General features: G+C 32.7%; 18 protein-coding genes. 9 read left to right on the top strand and 9 right to left on the bottom strand.

What is annotated here, in order from left to right:
• Positions 1-57 precede the first annotated feature (57 nt).
• Together B0A64_RS22070 and B0A64_RS22075 are read left to right on the top strand one after the other, a co-directional pair.
• Positions 58-708, top strand: a complete 651-nt coding sequence (locus B0A64_RS22070) for a hypothetical protein (RefSeq protein WP_089481630.1) — start codon at positions 58-60, stop codon at positions 706-708.
• A gap of 87 nt (positions 709-795) precedes the next feature.
• The gene (locus B0A64_RS22075) at positions 796-1845 is read left to right on the top strand and encodes a Fic family protein (RefSeq protein ID WP_089481631.1); all 1050 of its coding nucleotides are present in this window, start codon (positions 796-798) and stop codon (positions 1843-1845) included.
• Positions 1846-1953: 108 nt separating this feature from the next.
• Here the strand turns inward: B0A64_RS22075 and B0A64_RS22080 are convergent, their stop codons facing one another.
• On the bottom strand, positions 1954-2595 hold the full coding sequence (locus B0A64_RS22080) for a protein-L-isoaspartate(D-aspartate) O-methyltransferase (protein ID WP_041518722.1): 642 nt from the start codon (positions 2593-2595) through the stop codon (positions 1954-1956).
• Between the two features lie 143 nt (positions 2596-2738).
• On the opposite strand from B0A64_RS22080, the gene B0A64_RS22085 reads away from it, so the two are divergent.
• The 7 genes from B0A64_RS22085 (at position 2739) to B0A64_RS22115 (ending at position 9422) form a co-directional block, all read left to right on the top strand.
• Positions 2739-3704 (top strand): Gfo/Idh/MocA family protein, encoded by a 966-nt coding sequence (locus B0A64_RS22085; RefSeq protein WP_089481632.1) that lies wholly within the window; start codon positions 2739-2741, stop codon positions 3702-3704.
• A gap of 91 nt (positions 3705-3795) precedes the next feature.
• Entirely contained in the window at positions 3796-4689 is an 894-nt protein-coding gene (locus tag B0A64_RS22090; RefSeq protein WP_089481633.1) for a 3-hydroxyacyl-CoA dehydrogenase family protein, read from the top strand.
• Between the two features lie 13 nt (positions 4690-4702).
• Positions 4703-5374: a YggS family pyridoxal phosphate-dependent enzyme gene (locus B0A64_RS22095; RefSeq protein ID WP_089481634.1), complete on the top strand. Its 672-nt coding sequence runs from the start codon at positions 4703-4705 to the stop codon at positions 5372-5374.
• Positions 5375-5458: 84 nt separating this feature from the next.
• Positions 5459-6820: an exonuclease domain-containing protein gene (locus B0A64_RS22100; RefSeq protein WP_089481635.1), complete on the top strand. Its 1362-nt coding sequence runs from the start codon at positions 5459-5461 to the stop codon at positions 6818-6820.
• Between the two features lie 30 nt (positions 6821-6850).
• The gene (locus B0A64_RS22105) at positions 6851-7681 is read left to right on the top strand and encodes an ion transporter (protein ID WP_089481636.1); all 831 of its coding nucleotides are present in this window, start codon (positions 6851-6853) and stop codon (positions 7679-7681) included.
• 53 nt (positions 7682-7734) lie between these two features.
• Positions 7735-8652, top strand: coding sequence for a tRNA (adenosine(37)-N6)-dimethylallyltransferase MiaA (miaA, locus tag B0A64_RS22110; RefSeq protein WP_089481637.1), 918 nt, complete (start codon positions 7735-7737; stop codon positions 8650-8652).
• 23 nt (positions 8653-8675) lie between these two features.
• Positions 8676-9422, top strand: a complete 747-nt coding sequence (locus tag B0A64_RS22115) for an acyl-[acyl-carrier-protein] thioesterase (protein ID WP_089481638.1) — start codon at positions 8676-8678, stop codon at positions 9420-9422.
• Positions 9423-9705: 283 nt separating this feature from the next.
• Here the strand turns inward: B0A64_RS22115 and B0A64_RS22120 are convergent, their stop codons facing one another.
• The 8 genes from B0A64_RS22120 to recN all read right to left on the bottom strand — a co-directional run bounded on the left by B0A64_RS22120 (position 9706) and on the right by recN (position 19386).
• On the bottom strand, positions 9706-11097 hold the full coding sequence (locus tag B0A64_RS22120) for an RtcB family protein (protein ID WP_089481639.1): 1392 nt from the start codon (positions 11095-11097) through the stop codon (positions 9706-9708).
• 3 nt (positions 11098-11100) lie between these two features.
• On the bottom strand, positions 11101-11847 hold the full coding sequence (locus tag B0A64_RS22125) for a hypothetical protein (RefSeq protein WP_089481640.1): 747 nt from the start codon (positions 11845-11847) through the stop codon (positions 11101-11103).
• Between the two features lie 502 nt (positions 11848-12349).
• Entirely contained in the window at positions 12350-13066 is a 717-nt protein-coding gene (locus B0A64_RS22130; protein WP_089481641.1) for a response regulator transcription factor, read from the bottom strand.
• A 3-nt stretch (positions 13067-13069) separates the two neighbouring features.
• Complete coding sequence (locus B0A64_RS22135; RefSeq protein WP_089481642.1) at positions 13070-14656, bottom strand: sensor histidine kinase; 1587 nt, start codon at positions 14654-14656, stop codon at positions 13070-13072.
• Between the two features lie 59 nt (positions 14657-14715).
• Complete coding sequence (gene coaE, locus B0A64_RS22140) at positions 14716-15312, bottom strand: dephospho-CoA kinase (protein ID WP_089481643.1); 597 nt, start codon at positions 15310-15312, stop codon at positions 14716-14718.
• 1 nt (position 15313) lies between these two features.
• Positions 15314-16312 (bottom strand): glycosyltransferase, encoded by a 999-nt coding sequence (locus tag B0A64_RS22145; RefSeq protein ID WP_089481644.1) that lies wholly within the window; start codon positions 16310-16312, stop codon positions 15314-15316.
• Between the two features lie 125 nt (positions 16313-16437).
• Positions 16438-17628 carry an enoyl-ACP reductase FabV gene (fabV, locus tag B0A64_RS22150; RefSeq protein ID WP_089481645.1) on the bottom strand — a complete coding sequence of 397 codons (1191 nt, stop codon included), beginning with the start codon at positions 17626-17628 and terminating at the stop codon, positions 16438-16440.
• 105 nt (positions 17629-17733) lie between these two features.
• A complete protein-coding gene (gene recN, locus B0A64_RS22155; RefSeq protein WP_089481646.1) occupies positions 17734-19386 on the bottom strand; it encodes a DNA repair protein RecN in 1653 nt (550 codons plus the stop codon).
• Positions 19387-19422 lie beyond the last annotated feature (36 nt).

Here is a 19422-nt window from a genome sequence, read left to right on the forward strand (position 1 = left end):
CACATTTCTTTAAATTTTATACGTATTTTTACTACAATAATTATAAAAAATTGTAATATGAAGAAATATTTAATTTTGCTAATTGCTGTTCTTGCATTTTCAAGTTGTGGCACCAATACTTCTATTGTTAATAGTTGGAGAGATCCTAAAATAACTGTTGCACAGGAAAATTTCAAAAAAGTCCTGGTTGTCGCTTTGGTCAAAGACGAAGCTTCAAGAAGGATAACTGAAAATAGAATTGCTGCCAGCAATGAGATTTTCAAGACTTCTTATCAATACCTGAACGAAACAACCAAAAGTCTGACTCAGGATCAAAAATTAAAAATACTTAAAGACGAGAATTTTGACGGAGTTATTACCTTACGTTTGGTAAGTACCGAAAAAGAAACTGACTATGTGCCAGGAACTTATACCGGTATGTATTATGGTGGTTTCGATGGTTTATATACAGGCATGTATGGTTATGGTTTTGGAAATTGGTACGGAATGTACTCTCCTAATTTTTATGATCCGGGATACTATCAGGAAACAACTTCGTATATGGTCGAAACCAATGTTTTTTCATTAAAAGAAAATAAATTAATTTGGACAGGAACTACAAAATCAGATTACGTTACTGATCTGGGTCAAACAGTCGATGCAATTATGCAAACTGTAGTTGAAGAAATGAGAAAAGATGGCTCTCTTCCTCCAAAGAGTAAAATATAATTTTAAAAAAGCAATATTTTAGATATTGCTTTTTTAATCCGGAAAAAAATGACTAAATTTGTCTTGACAATATAAAACATAAGATAAGTGAAAACGCTTCTAAAAAATGCAAGAGAAAAAAAAGGATTAAAGACTCGTGAAGTAGCTCAAATGCTGGGTATTGATCAGGCATTAATAAGTAAATTTGAATCAGGAACAAGAAAGCCTACTAAAGATCAGATTACTAAACTTGCTCAACTTTTAGAAATCGATTACGAAACCCTGATGATTGCCTGGCTTAAGGAAAAAATTCTTTATGAAATTGGAGATGATGAATTTGCCTTAAAAGCTTTAATGGTCGCAGAACAGGAAATTAAATATAATAGAACTGTTTCAAAATTAAAAATCTCTTCTACTCTGGAAAAACTTTTAAAAGAGATCGATCTTCTAAAAGAAAAATTAGATAGTTATCGTCAATATGACAGCTATAGAATCACTCAGGCATTAGAGTTAGAATATACTTTTGAAAGTAATCGAATTGAAGGCAATACAATGACACTTCGTGAAACAGATTTAGTTATCAATGAAGGACTAACTATTTCCGGCAAAAGCATGCGGGAACATTTAGAAGCTATAAATCATCAGGAAGCTATTGGATTTATTAAAGATTTGATGCAAAGAAATGTCTCCTTAAATGAACGTGATCTTTTATCAATTCATAATTTAATTTTACGCGGGATAATTCCAGAAGACGCAGGCCGTTATAGAAAAGTTCAGGTTATGATTAAAGGAAGTACACATATGCCACCACAACCCTTTATGGTTGCGAAGGAAATGGAAGACTATTTTATTTGGTACGAAATCAATAAAAACAAATTACACCCTGTTATTCTTGCTGCCGAAATGCATGAAAGATTAGTTACAATTCATCCATTTATTGATGGAAACGGGCGAACATCCCGTCTGGTCATGAACTTAATTTTATTGCAAAAAGGATATATAATTGCTAATATAAAGGGGGACTATGATAGTCGTATGCAATATTATCAAACTTTAGAAACTGCTCAGACCAAAAATAATAAAGAAGACTTCCTGCTCTTTGTTGCTCAAATTGAAAAAGAAAATCTCGAGCGATATATTGGTATTATTGGTCAATAAAACAAACACGAATTTCACGAATTACCACTAATTTTCCCTCATGAAATTAATTTTATAAAGGAATTTGATCCGCAACATTTGTGCAAATCAGTGAAATTCGTGTTTAAATTAATTTTTATCTTCTAATAAAGGAACAAATCGAAATTCTCCAAACTCATGTTTTTCAAACTGTGTTTCGTTCTTACGTATTAACAAAGTCATTATCTGAACATCTTCGCCAAGCGGAATAACCAACCTTCCTCCTATTTTTAATTGTGCCATTAAAGGCTGAGGAATAAATGGCGCACCTGCTGTAACGATAATACTATCAAACGGTGCGTAACTAGGTAATCCCTTATAACCATCACCAAAAGACAAATGTTTAGGACGAATATTTAATTTAGGAAACAAATTTGAAGTTGTTTTAAACAATTCATTTTGTCTCTCTACACTAAAAACCTTAGCACCAAGCATACATAATACTGCAGTTTGATAGCCCGAACCAGTACCGATTTCAAGAATTTTGTGCTCTTTTTTTACTTCTAATAGTTGCGATTGAAAAGCAACAGTATACGGTTGAGATATAGTTTGCCCCGCTCCTATAGGAAATGCCTTATCCTGATATGCATAATCTTCAAAACTTGAATTTAAAAAAAGGTGTCTTGGGATTTTTTTTATAGCATCCAAAACTGCTCTGTCAGTAATTCCTTTTTGTTCTAAAGTACTTACTAATTGATTACGGAGTCCTTGATGTTTGGCAGTATCTTTCAAAATGGGTAGGTTTTATTTTGGCAAAAATAAGAAACTAAATAGGAAATTAAATATTGATTTTTAATTATTAAATCGCTAAATCTTTATTGCATTCACTTTTACTTTCAACAAATAAATTATATTTTTGTTTAAAATACATTCTCATGTTAAAAGTAGGAGTTTTAGGTGCGGGTCATCTTGGTAAAATACATTTACGCTTATTACAACAATCTGACAAATACGAATTAGTTGGATTTTACGACGAAAATCAAGAAAATGCCGAAAGAATTTCAAAAGAATTTGGGTATAAAAACTTCAGCACTATTGCAAAATTAATCCACGCTGTGGATGTCATCGATATTGTAACTCCAACACTTTCTCACTACAAGTGTGCTAAAGTAGCTATTAAATCCGGAAAACATATCTTTATAGAAAAACCAATTGCCAATACTGTTGCCGAAGCTGAAGAGATTATAGCTTTAGCAAAAGAACACAACGTAAAAGGTCAGGTTGGTCATGTCGAGCGCTTTAATCCAGCGTTTATTGCTACAAAAAACATGATTGAAAATCCAATGTTTATAGAAACGCATCGATTGGCTGAATTTAATCCGCGTGGTACAGATGTTCCTGTAGTTCTCGATTTAATGATACATGATATTGATGCTATTTTGAGTGTTGTTCATTCAAAAGTAAAAGATATTCATGCCAGTGGTGTTTCTGTAATTAGTGATACTCCTGATATTGCAAATGCCAGAATCGAATTCGAGAATGGCTGCGTAGCCAATTTAACTGCCAGCAGAATTTCGATGAAAAACATGCGTAAAACCCGTTTTTTTCAAAAAGATGCTTATATTTCTGTTGACTTTCTGGAGAAAAAATGTGAAGTAGTCCGTATGAAAGATGCTCCGGAAATTCCCGGAGATTTTGATATGATTTTACAAAATGCCGAAGGCGTAAAAAAACAAATCTATTTTACCAATCCTGATGTCGAGCAAAATAATGCTATTCTGGATGAATTAGAGTCATTTGCAAATGCAATAAAAACGGATACTACGCCAGTTGTTACTCTAGAACAAGCTACAGACGCTTTGCGAGTAGCGTATCAAATTATAGATTGTTTCGATAAATAATTGAAAGATTAAAAAAAATAAAATTAGCCACGAATTCACGAATCAATTGGTGAATTCGTGGCTAAATCATAAATATAATATCTAATATAAAATGAAAACTATAGCTGTAATTGGTGCAGGAACAATGGGTAACGGAATTGCTCATACATTTGCACAAAGTGGTTTTACTGTAAAACTTATTGATGTTTCTGAGAAATCTTTAGATAAAGGAATGGCTACCATTGCTGCCAATTTAGACCGAATGCTTTCTAAAGGAACAATTACTCCCGAAGATGTTGCAAAAACTATCACCAATATTATTACGTATACTGATATAAAGGACGGTGTTGTAGGTGTTGATTTAGTAGTCGAAGCTGCTACAGAAAATGTTGAGCTAAAACTAAATATCTTCAAACAATTAAACGAAGCCTGTTCTCACAATACAATTTTGGCAACCAATACTTCTTCGATTTCGATTACGCAAATAGGAGCTGTAGTGTCACATCCGGAACGTGTTATAGGAATGCACTTTATGAATCCTGTACCCATCATGAAATTAGTTGAAATCATTCGCGGATATAATACCAGCGATGAAGTAACTAAAACTATCATGGATTTATCTGAAAAACTAGGTAAAACTCCTGTAGAAGTCAATGATTATCCTGGGTTTGTGGCAAACAGAATTTTGATGCCTATGCTAAATGAAGCTATCGAAACGTTATACAATAAAGTAGCTGGTGTTTATGAGATTGACACCGTGATGAAACTAGGAATGGGACATCCGATGGGACCACTTCAACTGGCAGATTTTATTGGTCTTGATGTTTGTCTTGCTATTTTGAACGTTATGTACGAAGGTTTCAAAAACCCTAAGTATGCGCCTTGCCCTCTATTGGTTAATATGGTCAGAGCCGGAAAATTAGGGGTAAAATCCGGAGAAGGTTTTTATGATTATAGTGAAAGCAAAAAGGCTGAGAAAATCTCCAAGCAATTTATTCTTTCCTAAAAAAAGAAATACCATGTCGATACAATCGAATCTAAATACAATAAAAACGAGTTTACCGGAACATGTAACTTTGGTTGCCGTTTCTAAAACGAAACCCGTTCCCGATTTGATGGAAGCTTATAATGCCGGTCAACGTATTTTTGGAGAAAACAAAATCCAGGAAATGGTTGATAAGTATGATGAGATGCCAAAAGATATTCAATGGCACATGATTGGTCATGTGCAATCGAATAAAGTAAAATTTATGGCTCCATTTGTGACCTTAATTCATGGTGTCGATAGTTTAAAATTATTGGAGCAAATTAATAAACATGCTTTAAAAAACAATAGAAGCATCGATTGTTTGCTTCAAATATATATTGCAGAAGAAGAATCTAAGTTTGGTTTGGATGAAAATGAATTAAATGAATTATTATCTTCACCAGAATTCAAAGAGATGAAAAATATTCGTATCTTAGGATTGATGGGAATGGCAACTTTTACGGAAGACCAAAACCAGATTAAAAAAGAATTTACACATTTAAAATCTATTTTTGATTCATTAAAACATATTAACGGATATGGTAAAAACGCACTGGAGTGCGTCTCTACAATTTCCATGGGAATGTCCGGAGATTATAAACTAGCCATAGAATGCGGAAGTACAATGGTTCGCATTGGAAGCAGCATTTTTGGAGGTCGTTGATTTTCAAGACCACATACCGTAAGACGCACTACTGTGCACCTCTACAGAAAACTGAATACTAAAAACTGAGACTGAATACTGAATTTGTACGCAATACTAGACATAGAAACCACTGGAGGACAGTTTAACGAAGAAGGAATTACCGAAATCGCCATTTATAAATTTGATGGCCGTGAGGTAGTTGACCAATTCATTAGCCTTGTTAATCCTGAAATTCCGATTCAGCCTTTCGTGGTAAAATTAACCGGGATCAATAATGCTATGTTGCGTTCTGCTCCAAAGTTTTTTGAAGTTGCCAAACGAATTATCGAAATCACATCTGATTGTATCATAGTAGCGCATAATGCCTCTTTTGATTACCGAATTCTGCGTACTGAATTTAGACGTTTAGGCTACGATTTTGAAGCCAGAACACTTTGTACTGTTGAACTTGCCAAAAAACTGATTCCTGAACAACCCTCTTATAGTTTAGGAAAATTGGTTCGTGCACTTGGAATTCCAATGGCAGACAGACATCGTGCCAGCGGTGATGCTATGGCAACGACCAAGTTGTTTAAAATGCTTCTGGAAAAAGATCTGGAAAAAACTATTGTAAAAGATTTTATAAAACTAGAAGTTGAAAAAGGAATTGCACCTAAATTTCTGGATCTTTTGGCTCAAATGCCTGCCAAAACCGGTATCTACTATATTTATAACGAAAGTGGCACGCTAATTTATATTGGTAAAAGTCAAAATATCAAGAAAAGAGTTAATCAGCATTTTACAGGAATTACAACCAAAAGCAAAAAAATTCAAGCCGAAGTTTTTACCATTACTTATGATGAAACAGGAAGTGAGTTGATTGCCTTGCTGAAAGAAAGCGAAGAAATAAAGATTAACCGTCCAAGATATAATCGATCTCAACGAAAAACAATCTTCCAGTATGCCTTGTATCCTGAAAAAGATTCAAATGGTTATGTAAATCTAAAGCTAGAAAAAGCAGATGGGCGAAAAAAAGAAATTACATCCTTTGCGACTTTACAAGAAGGAAAAAATGCCCTTTTTAAATTCACTGCAAAATACCATTTGTGCCAAAAACTGACCGGATTATATCAATCGAAAAAAGAATGTTTTCAATATAAAATAAAAGAATGTGATGGTGCTTGTATAGGAGAAATTACTCCTGAGGTTTACAACGCAAGGGTACAACAATTTATATCTGAAAATAGCTTCGATAATAAAAGTATGATCCTTATTGACAGAGGACGCAATGTAAACGAAAGAAGTGCTGTCTTGATCGAAAATGGAATCTATCAGGGATATGCCTTTTATGATTTAAATTATCAAATTACGAATATCGAAATTCTAAAAAATATTTTAATTCCGATGCAACACAATCGCGATGTCAAAAATATTATTCAAAATTACATCCGTAAAAGCAAAACGCTTAAAATACTGCATTTTTAATCCATCAAAACTTTCATTAGCTTTGTGGATATGAAAAAAATGAAATCAAAATACGAAATCTTCAGGGAGCAAATCAAAATCATTCTATATGGTACAAATACCATTTTAGGCCGAATGTTTGATCTAGTTTTACTTGGATTAATATTACTAAGTGTTATTTTGATCATGATGGAAACGGTTGAGGGAATTAATCAAAAATATCATTCTCAACTTATTATTTTCGAATGGATTATTACTGGTTTTTTTACTCTCGAATATATATTAAGGATTATTTCGATTCAAAAGCCCGTTAGATATATTTTTAGCTTTTATGGCATCATCGATTTACTGGCTGTTTTACCCATGTATTTATCAATTTTTTTTCCAGGAGCAAGTATATTATCCATCGTACGAGCCTTACGTTTTTTTCGATTATTCAAAATTCTTCACATCCCTCAAATATCACATCAATCGATACAACTTCGTGAAGCTATAGAAGCCAGCAAAGAAAAAATTCTGGTTTTTATTTATTTTGTCCTTATAAGTACGATAATAATAGGTTCGATAATGTATTTAGTCGAGGGCAAAGAATCAGGATTTACAAGTATCCCAATGAGTATTTATTGGACAATTGTAACCCTAACGACTGTTGGGTATGGTGATATTTCGCCACAAACCCCATTAGGTCAATTCATTGCCGCCTTAGTCATGATTTTAGGTTACGGGATTATTGCAGTACCTACAGGAATCGTAACAGCCGAGTTTGCAAAAAGTAGTCTGAAAAATAGCGCATTGAATACCAGAAAAACATGCAAAAAATGCAATGCTCCTATACATTTTGACAGCGATAAATTTTGCTACGAATGTGGCACTAAATTATAAAAAAACTAACCAACATAAGTTCGGGGTTTTCACCCGCATCCGGGCTAAGAAATATGAAACATTTAATTACCATTGTCGGACCAACAGCTATAGGCAAAACAGCTTTGAGTATTGCCTTGGCTCAACATTTTAAATGCGAGATAATATCTTGCGACAGCCGTCAGTTCTTTAAAGAAATGACCATTGGTACAGCAGTTCCAAACCAAGAAGAATTGCAGGCAGCAAAACATCATTTTATTCAAAATAAATCAATATTAGAAAATTACACGGTTGGCGATTACGAAAAAGAAGCTCTTACAAAACTACAAGAGCTATTTCTAAACAATGATTTTGCGATCCTTATTGGTGGTTCAGGATTATATGTTGATGCTGTTTTAAAGGGGTTCGATGAATTTCCGGAGATTAATCCCGATGTGCGTTCTGAAGTAAATTTAAATTACGAAAAACTAGGAATTGAGTATCTGCAAGAACAGTTGCTACAGTTAGATCCTGATTATTATCAAAAAATAACGGTAGAAAATCCACAAACACTTCAAAACCCACAACGAATGATGCGTTTTGTAGAAGTATGTATGGGAAGTAAAAAACCATATTCTTCTTTTTTAAATCAGAAGAAAAACAACAGAGACTTCACCTCAATTTTAATAGGTCTGGAAGCTGACAGACCCATCATCTACAACAGAATCAACCAACGCGTCGATATTATGATGTCTGAAGGTTTATTGCAAGAAGCAGAAGCATTATATCCTAATAAAGCGTTAAATGCGCTACAAACGGTGGGTTATAGAGAATTATTTAGTTATTTTGACGGAGAATTCACGTTGCCATTTGCAATCGAAGAAATCAAAAAAAATACCCGCCGTTTTTCCAAAAGACAACTTACGTGGTTCAAAAGAAATGAAGCCACAAAATGGTTTGATTACGCTACACCAAAAAGCGAAATTATTTCCTTTATTGAGTCTAAAATCTAAAATCAACAATTTAAAATTCAACAATGCCAATATCACCAAATTTCACTTCAGTTTTAAGCAAAGACTGGGAGATAAATTTTACACAATGCACGCCAACGGGCTTTTTAAAATATGCGGACTTATGTAATATTTTACAATTAACTGCTGCAGCTCATTCTGAAGTTGGCGGTATTAGCTTTTTTGACATGCAGAAATTTCATCAGGCTTGGGTTTTAAGTCGCATGCGCGTTGAAGTTACGGCTTTACCCAAATGGCAGGATATTGTTACTGTAAAAACGTGGATCAATAGTTTAGAGAACTCTCGTTCTGTTCGTGCGCTTGAAATGTATGTAAATGGTAAAAAAATAGTGGGTTGCGAAACCTATTGGGCTGTTTTTAATACACAATCGCGACGTCCTGAACCTTTGGCCCTGCCGTATGAACATTTTGAATTATTTCCTGACAACAGAGCAACTCAGGAAGGATTTTCTAAAATAAATATCAATCATGAAAAAGGAGCCGTTTTTGAAAAAACAGTTTATTTATCAGATTTAGATATTGTAAATCACGTAAACAATGTCAAATATCTAGAATGGTGCCTGGATCACGTCGATGAAAAAAGAATTCTAAAACAAGAAGTAAAAAGTTTTGAAATGAATTTTATGAAAGAATTGTCACTGAAAGATCAGGTTGTAATTCACGAAAGCGAAGATGATGATCACACTACTGCAACATTTAGTATTACAAAAGCTGATAAAACATGTTTTGCATTAGAGTTGCATTGGAAATAGCATCTATTTCCTTGTGTCGTACAGTCATTTTAATTCATGAACTCGTAGCCAATTATTATTAGAATCCAATAAAATAAAAACGATACTATTCAAAATTTGAATAGCATCGTTTTTCTATTTTTAAGCAAAATTAATTTGATTTTTTTCTGGAATATTTTTTCGATTTTTCAGGCTTCTTTTTCTTTTGTACCAAATCTATCTTATCTTTTATGCTTTTCTCTACTACAGTAAGTACTATCAAAATCAAATTGCAAAGTGTAGAGCTTCGTATTCTTAATTTCTATTAACGGTCCATCCTAACAATTTTTGGTGTAAAAGTACCCAGAACTTCCACCAGATCAGTTTGATTTCCCATTACTTTTACAATGTCTTTATAAGCCATAGGAGCTTCATCAATATTGCCGCCAATCAAGGTTACATCATTTGCTTTTAATGCCTTTTTAATATCACTTTGGGTAAAAGTACTTTTACATTTAGCTCTTGAAAATAAACGTCCCGCTCCGTGTGAAGCCGAATTTAAACTCTCAGCATTTCCTTTTCCTTTCACAATATATCCCGGAGCTGTCATTGAACCCGGAATTATTCCTAACTGACCTTCGGCAGCAGGAGTTGCTCCTTTTCTGTGCACAATACATTCCTGACCATTCACAATTTCTTTCCAGGCAAAATTGTGATGATTTTCAATCGTTACTACTACTCTTTTCCCGATCGCTTTGGCAATTCTTCTATGAATATCATCATGACAGGCTTTAGCATATTCACCTGCTAAGTTCATTGCTAGCCAATATTCCTGTCCATCGTGTGTATTCAAATCCAACCATGCCAGATGTTGCACATTTTTTGGCAACGGACATTGTTTGGTTGCTAAGTAGGTATAATGTTTTGCTATGTTGGCACCTAAACCCCGGGAACCACTGTGTGATAAAACGGCAAAATATTCTCCAACGCCTAACTTCCACTCATTTTCAGGGTTGTCAATTTTTGCAATACCAAACTCTACAAAATGATTTCCTCCGCCAGAACTGCCTAGCTGTTTGTAGGCTTTTGGTAAAAGATTTTTTAATAAAGGAATATCCTGAAACTCACTTTTATAAAATACTTCATGATCTGCTTTTATTGCATGCGTTTCATTCATTCCAAATTTGGTATTATCTTTCAAAATAGCCTGCAATTGATGTTCTTTTCCCTTAAAGTGTGAAGCAGGTAAATCAAAGATCGACAAGCTCATTCTACAACCAATATCAACTCCTACTCCGTACGGAATAACCGCATTATCTGTTGCTAAAACCCCGCCTATCGGCAGTCCATAACCTGAATGGGCATCTGGCATTAAAGCTCCGGCAACTGAAATTGGTAATTTTAAAGAGTCATACAATTGAAACTTAGCCTGATCATCAATTTCATTTTCTCCAAAAATGGTAAAAGGGACTCTTGTGGTTTTCAGCTGATGCATTCTTACCTGAATCGGTTTTATTAAACCTTCGGCTACTTTTCCCCAGGTTCCGTGACCTTCAAATTTTTCAGGATGCAACAATACCTCTTTGGCTTCTGTTAGAATAGATTCTTTTTTCTCTCTTTTTCTATATCTGTTTATTTGCCCTAAGGCGATGTTTATTGAATTGTTTTTTGGAAAACCTAATTTAATAAGGTCTTTTCCTGATAATTTATTTCCCATGATCTATATTGTTTCGTCTACATACTGTTGATACAATACATATAGACTTTTATTTTTAATTGGGTTTCTCTCTCGCGGATTTTCATTTTGATAATACCTGTTACGATAAGAAAAACCATCTACTAATTTGTTTATTTTATATCTTAAATTAAGATTAGTAATGTAATTGTCAAGAAGCTGAATTTCACTTTCCAAAACTGTATCAATCATTTTAGTATGCGTTATCATATTAGGTCTAACTTGAAATACATAACGCCAGGGTTCCCTAAATACATAATGAATTTTATACCGTTTACAGTTCGGACACCATCGTTCCCTCTTATAAAAATGAATTTTCTCTTTTTCTGTCAACTCTAATTTTGGACTCCTCCATTCTGATTCTGAAAACTCTTTTAAAGACTGAAGCTTTTCAACATAAACGTGTTTTCTTTTTCTCTTTTTCTTTTTCTTAAAAGATTTTTCAGAAGAAAATTGAACTGTATTTATCTTTTCCAGTAATACTGTGTAAAAAGAAGAATCATTTGATCTTGTTATATCTTCTCTTAGTACAAAGCTACGTTGCCACCCTTTTTGATATGGTGTTGTTAAAGGAACTAATGGTAAATCTTGTCGTTTCTTCCAGAGTTCTACTTCAAGCTTTCTTAACTGGATTAATTGTTTTTCAAAATCTTCTTTTACTACTCTTTTCTTTATTCTTTTACTCTTAAAACGAGAGCATAAAGCATACTCGTTTACCGTATAATTTTCCATTAAAAAATTATATGCATTAAATTAATAGCCAAAACGGGCTATAACATTTTATCTGTTAGGATAAATAATAAATCGATTATTCGGGAAAATTTGAAGTGTCTAGAATAAAAAAAGCCCGAAACTAAATGTCTTCGGGCTCTTTTATATATCTAAAATTGAATTTCTAAGATTGAAATAGGCCACGAAGAAGTGCTGCACCAAACTTGTTTGATGTGAAGCTCTGAAATGATAATGTAAATACAGACATTTTTCTTCGTTATTAAAGGTTTATTATTTTTTTCGTCTGCAAATATTCATAATACTTTTTCAATTTTCCAAATTAATTTAAAGAAAAATCGTGTAAAAAAAGAAAAGGCATTATTACATGTCTATAAGTATAGGATTATCTACCTGAAAACTAAAGCCATAGCCTTAGACTCCTTAAAATTTTAATATTTAAAATTAGTGCATAAAAAAAGCCCTGATTTCTCAGGGCTTATATTTCTTTCAGGTGATTTTTTTGTTATTCAGAAACTTTGCTTTTAACAACTAATCTAAAACCTTCTCCGTGAATGTTAAGTATTTCAACATCTTCGTCTGCTTTTAGATATTTTCTAAGTTTAGCGATGTAAACGTCCATACTTCTTGAAGTAAAGTAGTTATCATCTCTCCAGATTTTTGTTAACGCTAATTCTCTTGGCATCAAATCATTTTCATGAAGAATTAACATTTTAAGTAATTCATTTTCTTTTGGAGACAGCTTTATTGGCTCATCCGTTTCAAAAGTCAAAAATCTAAGCTTAGAATTTAAATGGAATTTACCAATATTAAACTCAAATTGTACTTGTTCTGCTTTTGTATCGGCAGATTTTCTTTGAATAATGGCTTTAATTTTCATTAATAAAACTTCTGAATCAAAAGGTTTATTCAAGTAATCATCAGCACCGGCTTTGTATCCTTTTAACACATCCTCTTTCATAGATTTTGCTGTTAAGAATATAATTGGCACTTCGCTATTCTTCTCTCTAATTTCTTTGGCTAAAGTATAACCATCTTTATAAGGCATCATTACGTCAAGAATACATAAATCATATACATCTTTCTTGAACTTCTCGAAACCTTCCATACCGTTTTTAGCTAAAGTAACTTCAAAGTCATTTAACATTAGATAATCTTTAAGAACTGCCCCAAAATTAAGGTCATCTTCTACTAAAAGTATTCTTTTGTTATTATTTTCCATATTTTAATTTATTAATGGTATTTTTATTATAAAGGTGCTACCTTTTCCTTTTTCGCTTTCAACATATACTTGACCATTGTGGTCTTCTACTATTCTTTTTACATAAGCCAGGCCTAAACCGTGCCCTTTTACATTGTGCAAATCTCCTGTATGCTCTCTGTAAAATTTCTCAAAAACTCTTTTTTGAGCTATCTTACTCATACCAAGACCATTATCTTTTACTTTTATCAGAATCATATCTTTGACATTTTCTGTAAAAATTTCAATTTCAGGAACATCCGGTGAATATTTAATGGCATTTTCCAAAATATTAACCAATACATTTGTAAAATGCACTTCGTTGATTAAACTAGTTGTTCTTGCTGCGTTATAATGCTTTACAACTGTTCCTTGCCTGTCTTCTAAAATTAAATTTACATGTTCAATTGCATCATCGATTATATCGTGTATTGCAGTTGGTTCTTTTGTAATGTCTAATTCTCTTTTTTCTAATTTAGAAATACGAAGAACATTCTCAACCTGAGCATGCATTCTTTTATTCTCATCCCGAATCATTTGCAGATATCGAAATACTTTTTCTTTATCTTCAATAATTTTAGGATTTTTAATGGCATCAAGTGCCAAATTTATGGTCGCAATAGGAGTTTTAAACTCATGTGTCATGTTATTAATAAAATCTGTTTTGATTTCAGAAATATGTTTTTGACGCAATAATTGATTTAAAGCACTCGTGTATGCTACTATTATAATTAGTGTAAAAATTATTGATAATATGGTAATACTCAATAATTCTGACAATAAGAATTTCTTTTTATGCGGAAAAGTAATGTATAATTCATACTTGCTATTTCCTTCATTATCTGTGTAAATCGGTACATGATAACTGGCATCTTTATCATAATGAAATCCATCAGACTTTACTTTCGTCGCCAAACCACTGTTAAGAACACCATATTCAAATTTGGTTTTTACACCATATTCTTCTAATTCTTTCTTTAAAAGTTTTTGAAGTTTATCCTTTGTAATTCTGCCTTCTATAGGTGTCAAAGAAGCAATATCCTTATATTGAATTTGCTGTTGCACTTTATTTAAGATATCTAAACTACCTGATTTTTCAATTTTAAGATCCGGAATAATACTTTGCCCTAAACCATTATTATCGATTCCGTTATTATTATTGTAAACTTCAGTTACTCTTTTTGAACTAAAATTTTTAAATCGCTCACTACTGAATTTCTTATTGAATAGTGATCCATTTATATCGTAATCTTCAGATGTAAGGGTATTAGAATATACAATAGTTTTATTTGTTTTTGTATTTCTCTGAACATACAGAACTTCAAGCAGATCTTCTTTTTTTGGAGTTTTACCTGTACTATCTTTAATACGATTGTACTTGTCATAAAAACTATATTCTTCTTGTTGTTCGAGTTTATCAGCTACATTACCTATTACTTGCGTAACGTGATATTTAAATTGTTCGTCATTATTTTTAAACGAAGAATTGAACCAATATACCTGTACCAGAATAATCCCTATTAAGGACAAACTCATCAGTAAAACAAGTATTCTAAAAAATAATTTATTCATCGAAACAAAATTAATATTTTAACAATATACTAAATAATACATTAACCAAATATTAACATTTAAGACTGATTTTGTTTTATATTCAAAATTTTAAGGATTTTAACAACTTCTTCTCTGGCAATTTTAAGATTACTGTTATTAATTACAAAATTACTTCTGGAAATACGTTTTTCGTCATCCCATTGCATTTTCATCCTGTTTAAAACTTGCTCTCGTGTGGTATTATCTCGCTTTAAGACTCTTTCTATTCTAATTTCTTCCGGGACAGTAACTGTTATGATAACATCACAATCTTTATAACGCCCGCTTTCAAACAAAATTGCAGCTTCATAAACTACATGACTATGGTTTTTATTTTCTTGCAACCATAACTCAAAATCCTGTTTTACCGCTGGGTGTACAATGGCATTTAATTGTGCTAATTTATCGGCATCCTTAAAAACAATTTCGGCTAATTTTGCTCTGTTTAAAATTTCACCTTCAAAAAGAGAATTTCCAAAAGTTGTTTTTATTTGCTGTACAATACTTTCAGACTTCATTACTTTTTTAGCTTCATCGTCAGCAATGTACACTGGCACCCCCATTTCTGCAAAAAAGTTTGCAATGGTTGTTTTCCCGCTTCCTATTCCGCCTGTTAAGCCAATAACTTTTGTCATATTATACTTTAAAAAACATACGAGGAAAAGCTTCTTGTGGTTTTTTCTTTAAGAGGATTATTTTTATAAACGATTTTAAAAATCCTGTTCCGTAACCATAAAACTGTTTCCATACTGCTATTACAGATAAGTATCCAATTTTAATGCTTTTATTTTGAATACTTGCTGTAAGAAAAATAATAACGAAATATACAAAATATAATTGTAATAAAATATCAATATTAAAAATTAATAGTAAAAAAGCTAATAATAAACCTAAGATAAAAACAGTAGGAAAAAAGAAAGTCAGCTTATTATGTTCTGGATACCAACTGTTTAAAATAGGTCTTGCTATCCCGAATTTATTCACCTGAACAGAAAACTTTTCCCAGTCAATTCTTCGTTTATGATACACATACGCTTCTGTAAACAACCTGGTTTCAAATCCTAAGTTCCATAAACGAATCGAAAGATCCGGATCTTCGCCAGGATGAATATTTCCAAAGCCTTTTGATGCTTCAAATGCCTTTTTTGAAATCCCCATATTAAAGCTTCTGGGCTGAAATTTATTAATTTTTTCAGATCCTCCACGAATTCCTCCTGTTGTAAGAAAAGAAGTCATGGCAAAATTAATAGCCTTTTGAACGTTCGAGAAACTATCTAATGCTTTATCGGGACCACCAAAACAATCTACATAACCTTCATTTAATGCTTTTCGAACCTCGGTCAAATAATTAGACGGAATGATGCAATCTGAGTCAAAAATGATAAAATAATCACCACGTGCTTTTTGCATTCCAAAATTTCTCGAATCTCCAGGTCCTGAATTCTCTTTAAAATAGTATGAAATATTCAATTTTCCCTGATAGGTCATTACCACATCTTTGCATGGTATCGATGATCCGTCTTCAACAAGAACAATTTCAAAGGCTTCATTATAGTCAGATTTTGATAGACTTTCTAAAAGTTCATCAACTTCATCTGGGCGATTATACACGGGTATAATTAAAGAAAAAATCATAACGGGATGTGCGGTATTAGAGTGGCAATTTTTTAAACTTCAAAATTTTAACAAAGATATGTTTTATTCATAAAAAAACCACCAACTTTTGGTTGATGGTTTTTCATTTATGATAATTTCTTTATCTACTTGATACTTTCAATTTCAACAACTTCATTTGTATCTGCATTATAATCTACTCCTGCAAATTCAAATCCAAAAAGATTTAAGAAATCGTTTCTATATCCTGCCAGATCTCCAATTGAAGGCAATGTTTCAGTTGTAGCTTCTAACCAAAGTTTAGCCACTTTTGCCTGAACATCATCACGCATTTCCCAATCGTCGATTCTGATTCTGCCTTTCTCGTCTACAGGAACCTCAGAACCGGAGTACAATCTGTCTTTAAACAAACGTTGAATTTGCTCGATACAGCCCTCATGAATACCTTCTTCTTTCATAATTTTATATAAAAGAGAAATATACAACGGAATTACCGGAATTGCAGAACTTGCTTGTGTTACTAATGCTTTGTTTACAGAAACATACGCTTTTCCCCCTATTTCTTTCAAACTGTCAGTGATCGAGAATGCTGTAGCTTCCAGATGGTCTTTGGCACGACCAATTGTACCTTTACGGTAAACTGCTTCTGTCAATGACGGCCCTATATAAGAATAAGCAACTGTTGTAGCTCCTTCTGCTAATAAGTTTTCCGCTTTGAGAGCATCAATCCACATTGTCCAGTCTTCACCGCCCATTACAGCTACAGTATTTGTAATATCTTCATCATTTGCCGGAGCGATAGAAACCTCTGTAACGTTTCCTGTATGAAAATCTACTGTTTTATTCGTAAAAGTTTGCCCGATAGGTTTTAAAACAGAACGGTGCAAAACTCCTGTTACCGGATGTTGACGAACTGGTGAAGCTAAACTGTAAATAATTAAATCAACTTGCCCTAAATCGGCTTTGATTAAATCTAAAGTTTGTCTTTTTATTTCATTTGAAAAAGCATCTCCATTGATACTTTTTGCATATAAACCTGCTTTATGAGCTTCTGTTTCAAATGCAGCAGAATTATACCAACCTGGCGAAGCTGTTTTGCCTTCTACGGGTGGTTTTTCAAAAAATACTCCAATAGTTGCAGCATCAGATCCAAAAGCACTTGTAATTCTTGAAGCTAATCCAAAACCTGTTGAAGCACCAATAACTAATACTTTTTTTGCACCTGCAATTGGTCCTTTTGATTTTATAAATTCTATTTGATTTTTAACATTTTGCTCGCTACCTTTTGGGTGTGCAGTCAAGCAAATAAATCCTCTCATTCTAGGTTCTATAATCATATTTTTCTATTTATTCGCAAATTCCGTTAATCTATCCTGAAATAAATGACTAACTTATTTACGTTTGTTTAATTAGCTTTGAGTTGACAAATATAAATTATTTCTTTAGTTCAACAAGGCTTTAGCATGATTTAAAGCCGAATCTGAAACAACTGCGCCTGATAACATTTGAGCAATTTCTATAACTCTTTCGTCCTGAGACAATAGCTTTAATTCTGACTGTGTATCATCGTCTACTGTAGATTTGAAAACTTTAAAGTGCGAATCTCCTTTTGCAGCAATTTGAGGTAAGTGAGTAATGGCAAAAATTTGCATCGTAGCACTCATTTCTTTCATGATCTCACCCATTCGAATGGCAATTTCTCCGGAAACTCCTGTATCGATCTCATCAAAAATTAAAGTAGGTAATTTTGAATATTGTGCCAAAATTGCTTTAACTGCCAGCATAATACGAGACATTTCTCCTCCGGAAGCTACTTTTTTCAGTAATCCAAAATCAGTTCCTTTATTGGCCGAAAATAAAAATTGTAATTCCTCTTTTCCATTTTGAAAATAGGTTTCTGATGGCAAAAGTTCCATATTAAAACGAACATTTGGCATCCCTAATGTCTCTAAAATCGAAATCAATTTTTGTGACAAAACCGGAATTGCAGTGGTTCTGTTCTTATGAATTGTCGCTGAAAAGGTATCTAATTCTATTATTTTTTGGTCTATTGCTTTTGACAAAACAGCAATTTCTTCTTCGATATTATCAAGCTCCAACAGCGTATTTCCTAAAGTTGCCTGAATTTCGATCAATTCATCAACTGTAGTAACCTGATGCTTTTTTTGCAAGTTATAAATCAATTGCAATTTTTGACTTACTAATTCTAATTGTGCCGGATCATTTAATAATTTTTCAGAAGAATTTTGAAGTTCTTTTGAAACATCATCAAATTCAATCGCCAAACTTGTCATTCTTTCAAATATATTTTGATATTCAGGAGAGAATGTCGCAATTTTTTGCAAAGAAGCTTTGATTTCATTTAGGTTATGAAAAACGCCAAATTGTTCTTCGTTGGCAATAACAAGTGACTTATCTAATGCCTCTTTTATAATCTCAACGTTATTTAATTTTTCGTAATCGGCTTCTAATTCTTCCTGTTCGCCTGATTTTAGCTTGGCCGTAACTAGTTCGTTCAGTAAAAAAGTATTGTATTCCTGCTCTTTTCCTGAATCACTTTGTTTTTTTAATAAAGCGTTCAATTTAGATTTATCTGCTTTATAAGCTTTTAATACTTTTTGATAGGATTGAATGGTATCAAAATTATTTGCTATGGCATCAATAATTTTGAACTGAACACTTTCGTCTGAAAGTTCTTGTGTTTGTTGTTGTGAATGGATATCAATTAAAAACAAACTTAAATCCTGCAATTCCTGAAGATTTACGGGACTATCGTTTATAAAAGCACGAGATTTTCCCGAAGGTAAAATTTCTCTTCTTATAATAGTCTCTTCTTCGTAATCAAGATCATTTGCTTCAAAAAATTCTTTCAGCTTGTATTTAGAGATTTCAAAATGTGCTTCGATAACACATTTTTCTTCTTTATTTTTTAATGAAGTTAAGTCAGCTCGTTTTCCTAAAACCAATCCTATCGCTCCTAATATAATAGATTTACCCGCACCTGTTTCTCCTGTAATTATAGAAAAACCTCTTGAAAAATCGATTGTGAGTTTTTCAATCAGAGCATAGTTTTTAATCGACAAGGACGTTATCATAAGGAAATTGTGTAAATATAAAATTTATTAAAGAAA

This window comes from Flavobacterium araucananum (assembly GCF_002222055.1).
GTDB lineage: Bacteria > Bacteroidota > Bacteroidia > Flavobacteriales > Flavobacteriaceae > Flavobacterium > Flavobacterium araucananum.

Excerpts from the sequence above, each read along its gene's own strand:
- B0A64_RS22070 (WP_089481630.1), top strand. The coding sequence starts at position 58 with ATGAAGAAATATTTAATTTTGCTAATTGCTGTTCTTGCATTTTCAAGT.
- B0A64_RS22085 (WP_089481632.1), top strand. The coding sequence starts at position 2,739 with ATGTTAAAAGTAGGAGTTTTAGGTGCGGGTCATCTTGGTAAAATACAT.
- B0A64_RS22090 (WP_089481633.1), top strand. The coding sequence starts at position 3,796 with ATGAAAACTATAGCTGTAATTGGTGCAGGAACAATGGGTAACGGAATT.
- B0A64_RS22095 (WP_089481634.1), top strand. The coding sequence starts at position 4,703 with ATGTCGATACAATCGAATCTAAATACAATAAAAACGAGTTTACCGGAA.
- B0A64_RS22105 (WP_089481636.1), top strand. The coding sequence starts at position 6,851 with ATGAAAAAAATGAAATCAAAATACGAAATCTTCAGGGAGCAAATCAAA.
- miaA (WP_089481637.1), top strand. The coding sequence starts at position 7,735 with ATGAAACATTTAATTACCATTGTCGGACCAACAGCTATAGGCAAAACA.
- B0A64_RS22115 (WP_089481638.1), top strand. The coding sequence starts at position 8,676 with ATGCCAATATCACCAAATTTCACTTCAGTTTTAAGCAAAGACTGGGAG.
- B0A64_RS22120 (WP_089481639.1), bottom strand. The coding sequence starts at position 11,097 with ATGGGAAATAAATTATCAGGAAAAGACCTTATTAAATTAGGTTTTCCA.
- B0A64_RS22125 (WP_089481640.1), bottom strand. The coding sequence starts at position 11,847 with ATGGAAAATTATACGGTAAACGAGTATGCTTTATGCTCTCGTTTTAAG.
- B0A64_RS22130 (WP_089481641.1), bottom strand. The coding sequence starts at position 13,066 with ATGGAAAATAATAACAAAAGAATACTTTTAGTAGAAGATGACCTTAAT.
- B0A64_RS22135 (WP_089481642.1), bottom strand. The coding sequence starts at position 14,656 with ATGAATAAATTATTTTTTAGAATACTTGTTTTACTGATGAGTTTGTCC.
- coaE (WP_089481643.1), bottom strand. The coding sequence starts at position 15,312 with ATGACAAAAGTTATTGGCTTAACAGGCGGAATAGGAAGCGGGAAAACA.
- B0A64_RS22145 (WP_089481644.1), bottom strand. The coding sequence starts at position 16,312 with ATGATTTTTTCTTTAATTATACCCGTGTATAATCGCCCAGATGAAGTT.
- fabV (WP_089481645.1), bottom strand. The coding sequence starts at position 17,628 with ATGATTATAGAACCTAGAATGAGAGGATTTATTTGCTTGACTGCACAC.
- recN (WP_089481646.1), bottom strand. The coding sequence starts at position 19,386 with ATGATAACGTCCTTGTCGATTAAAAACTATGCTCTGATTGAAAAACTC.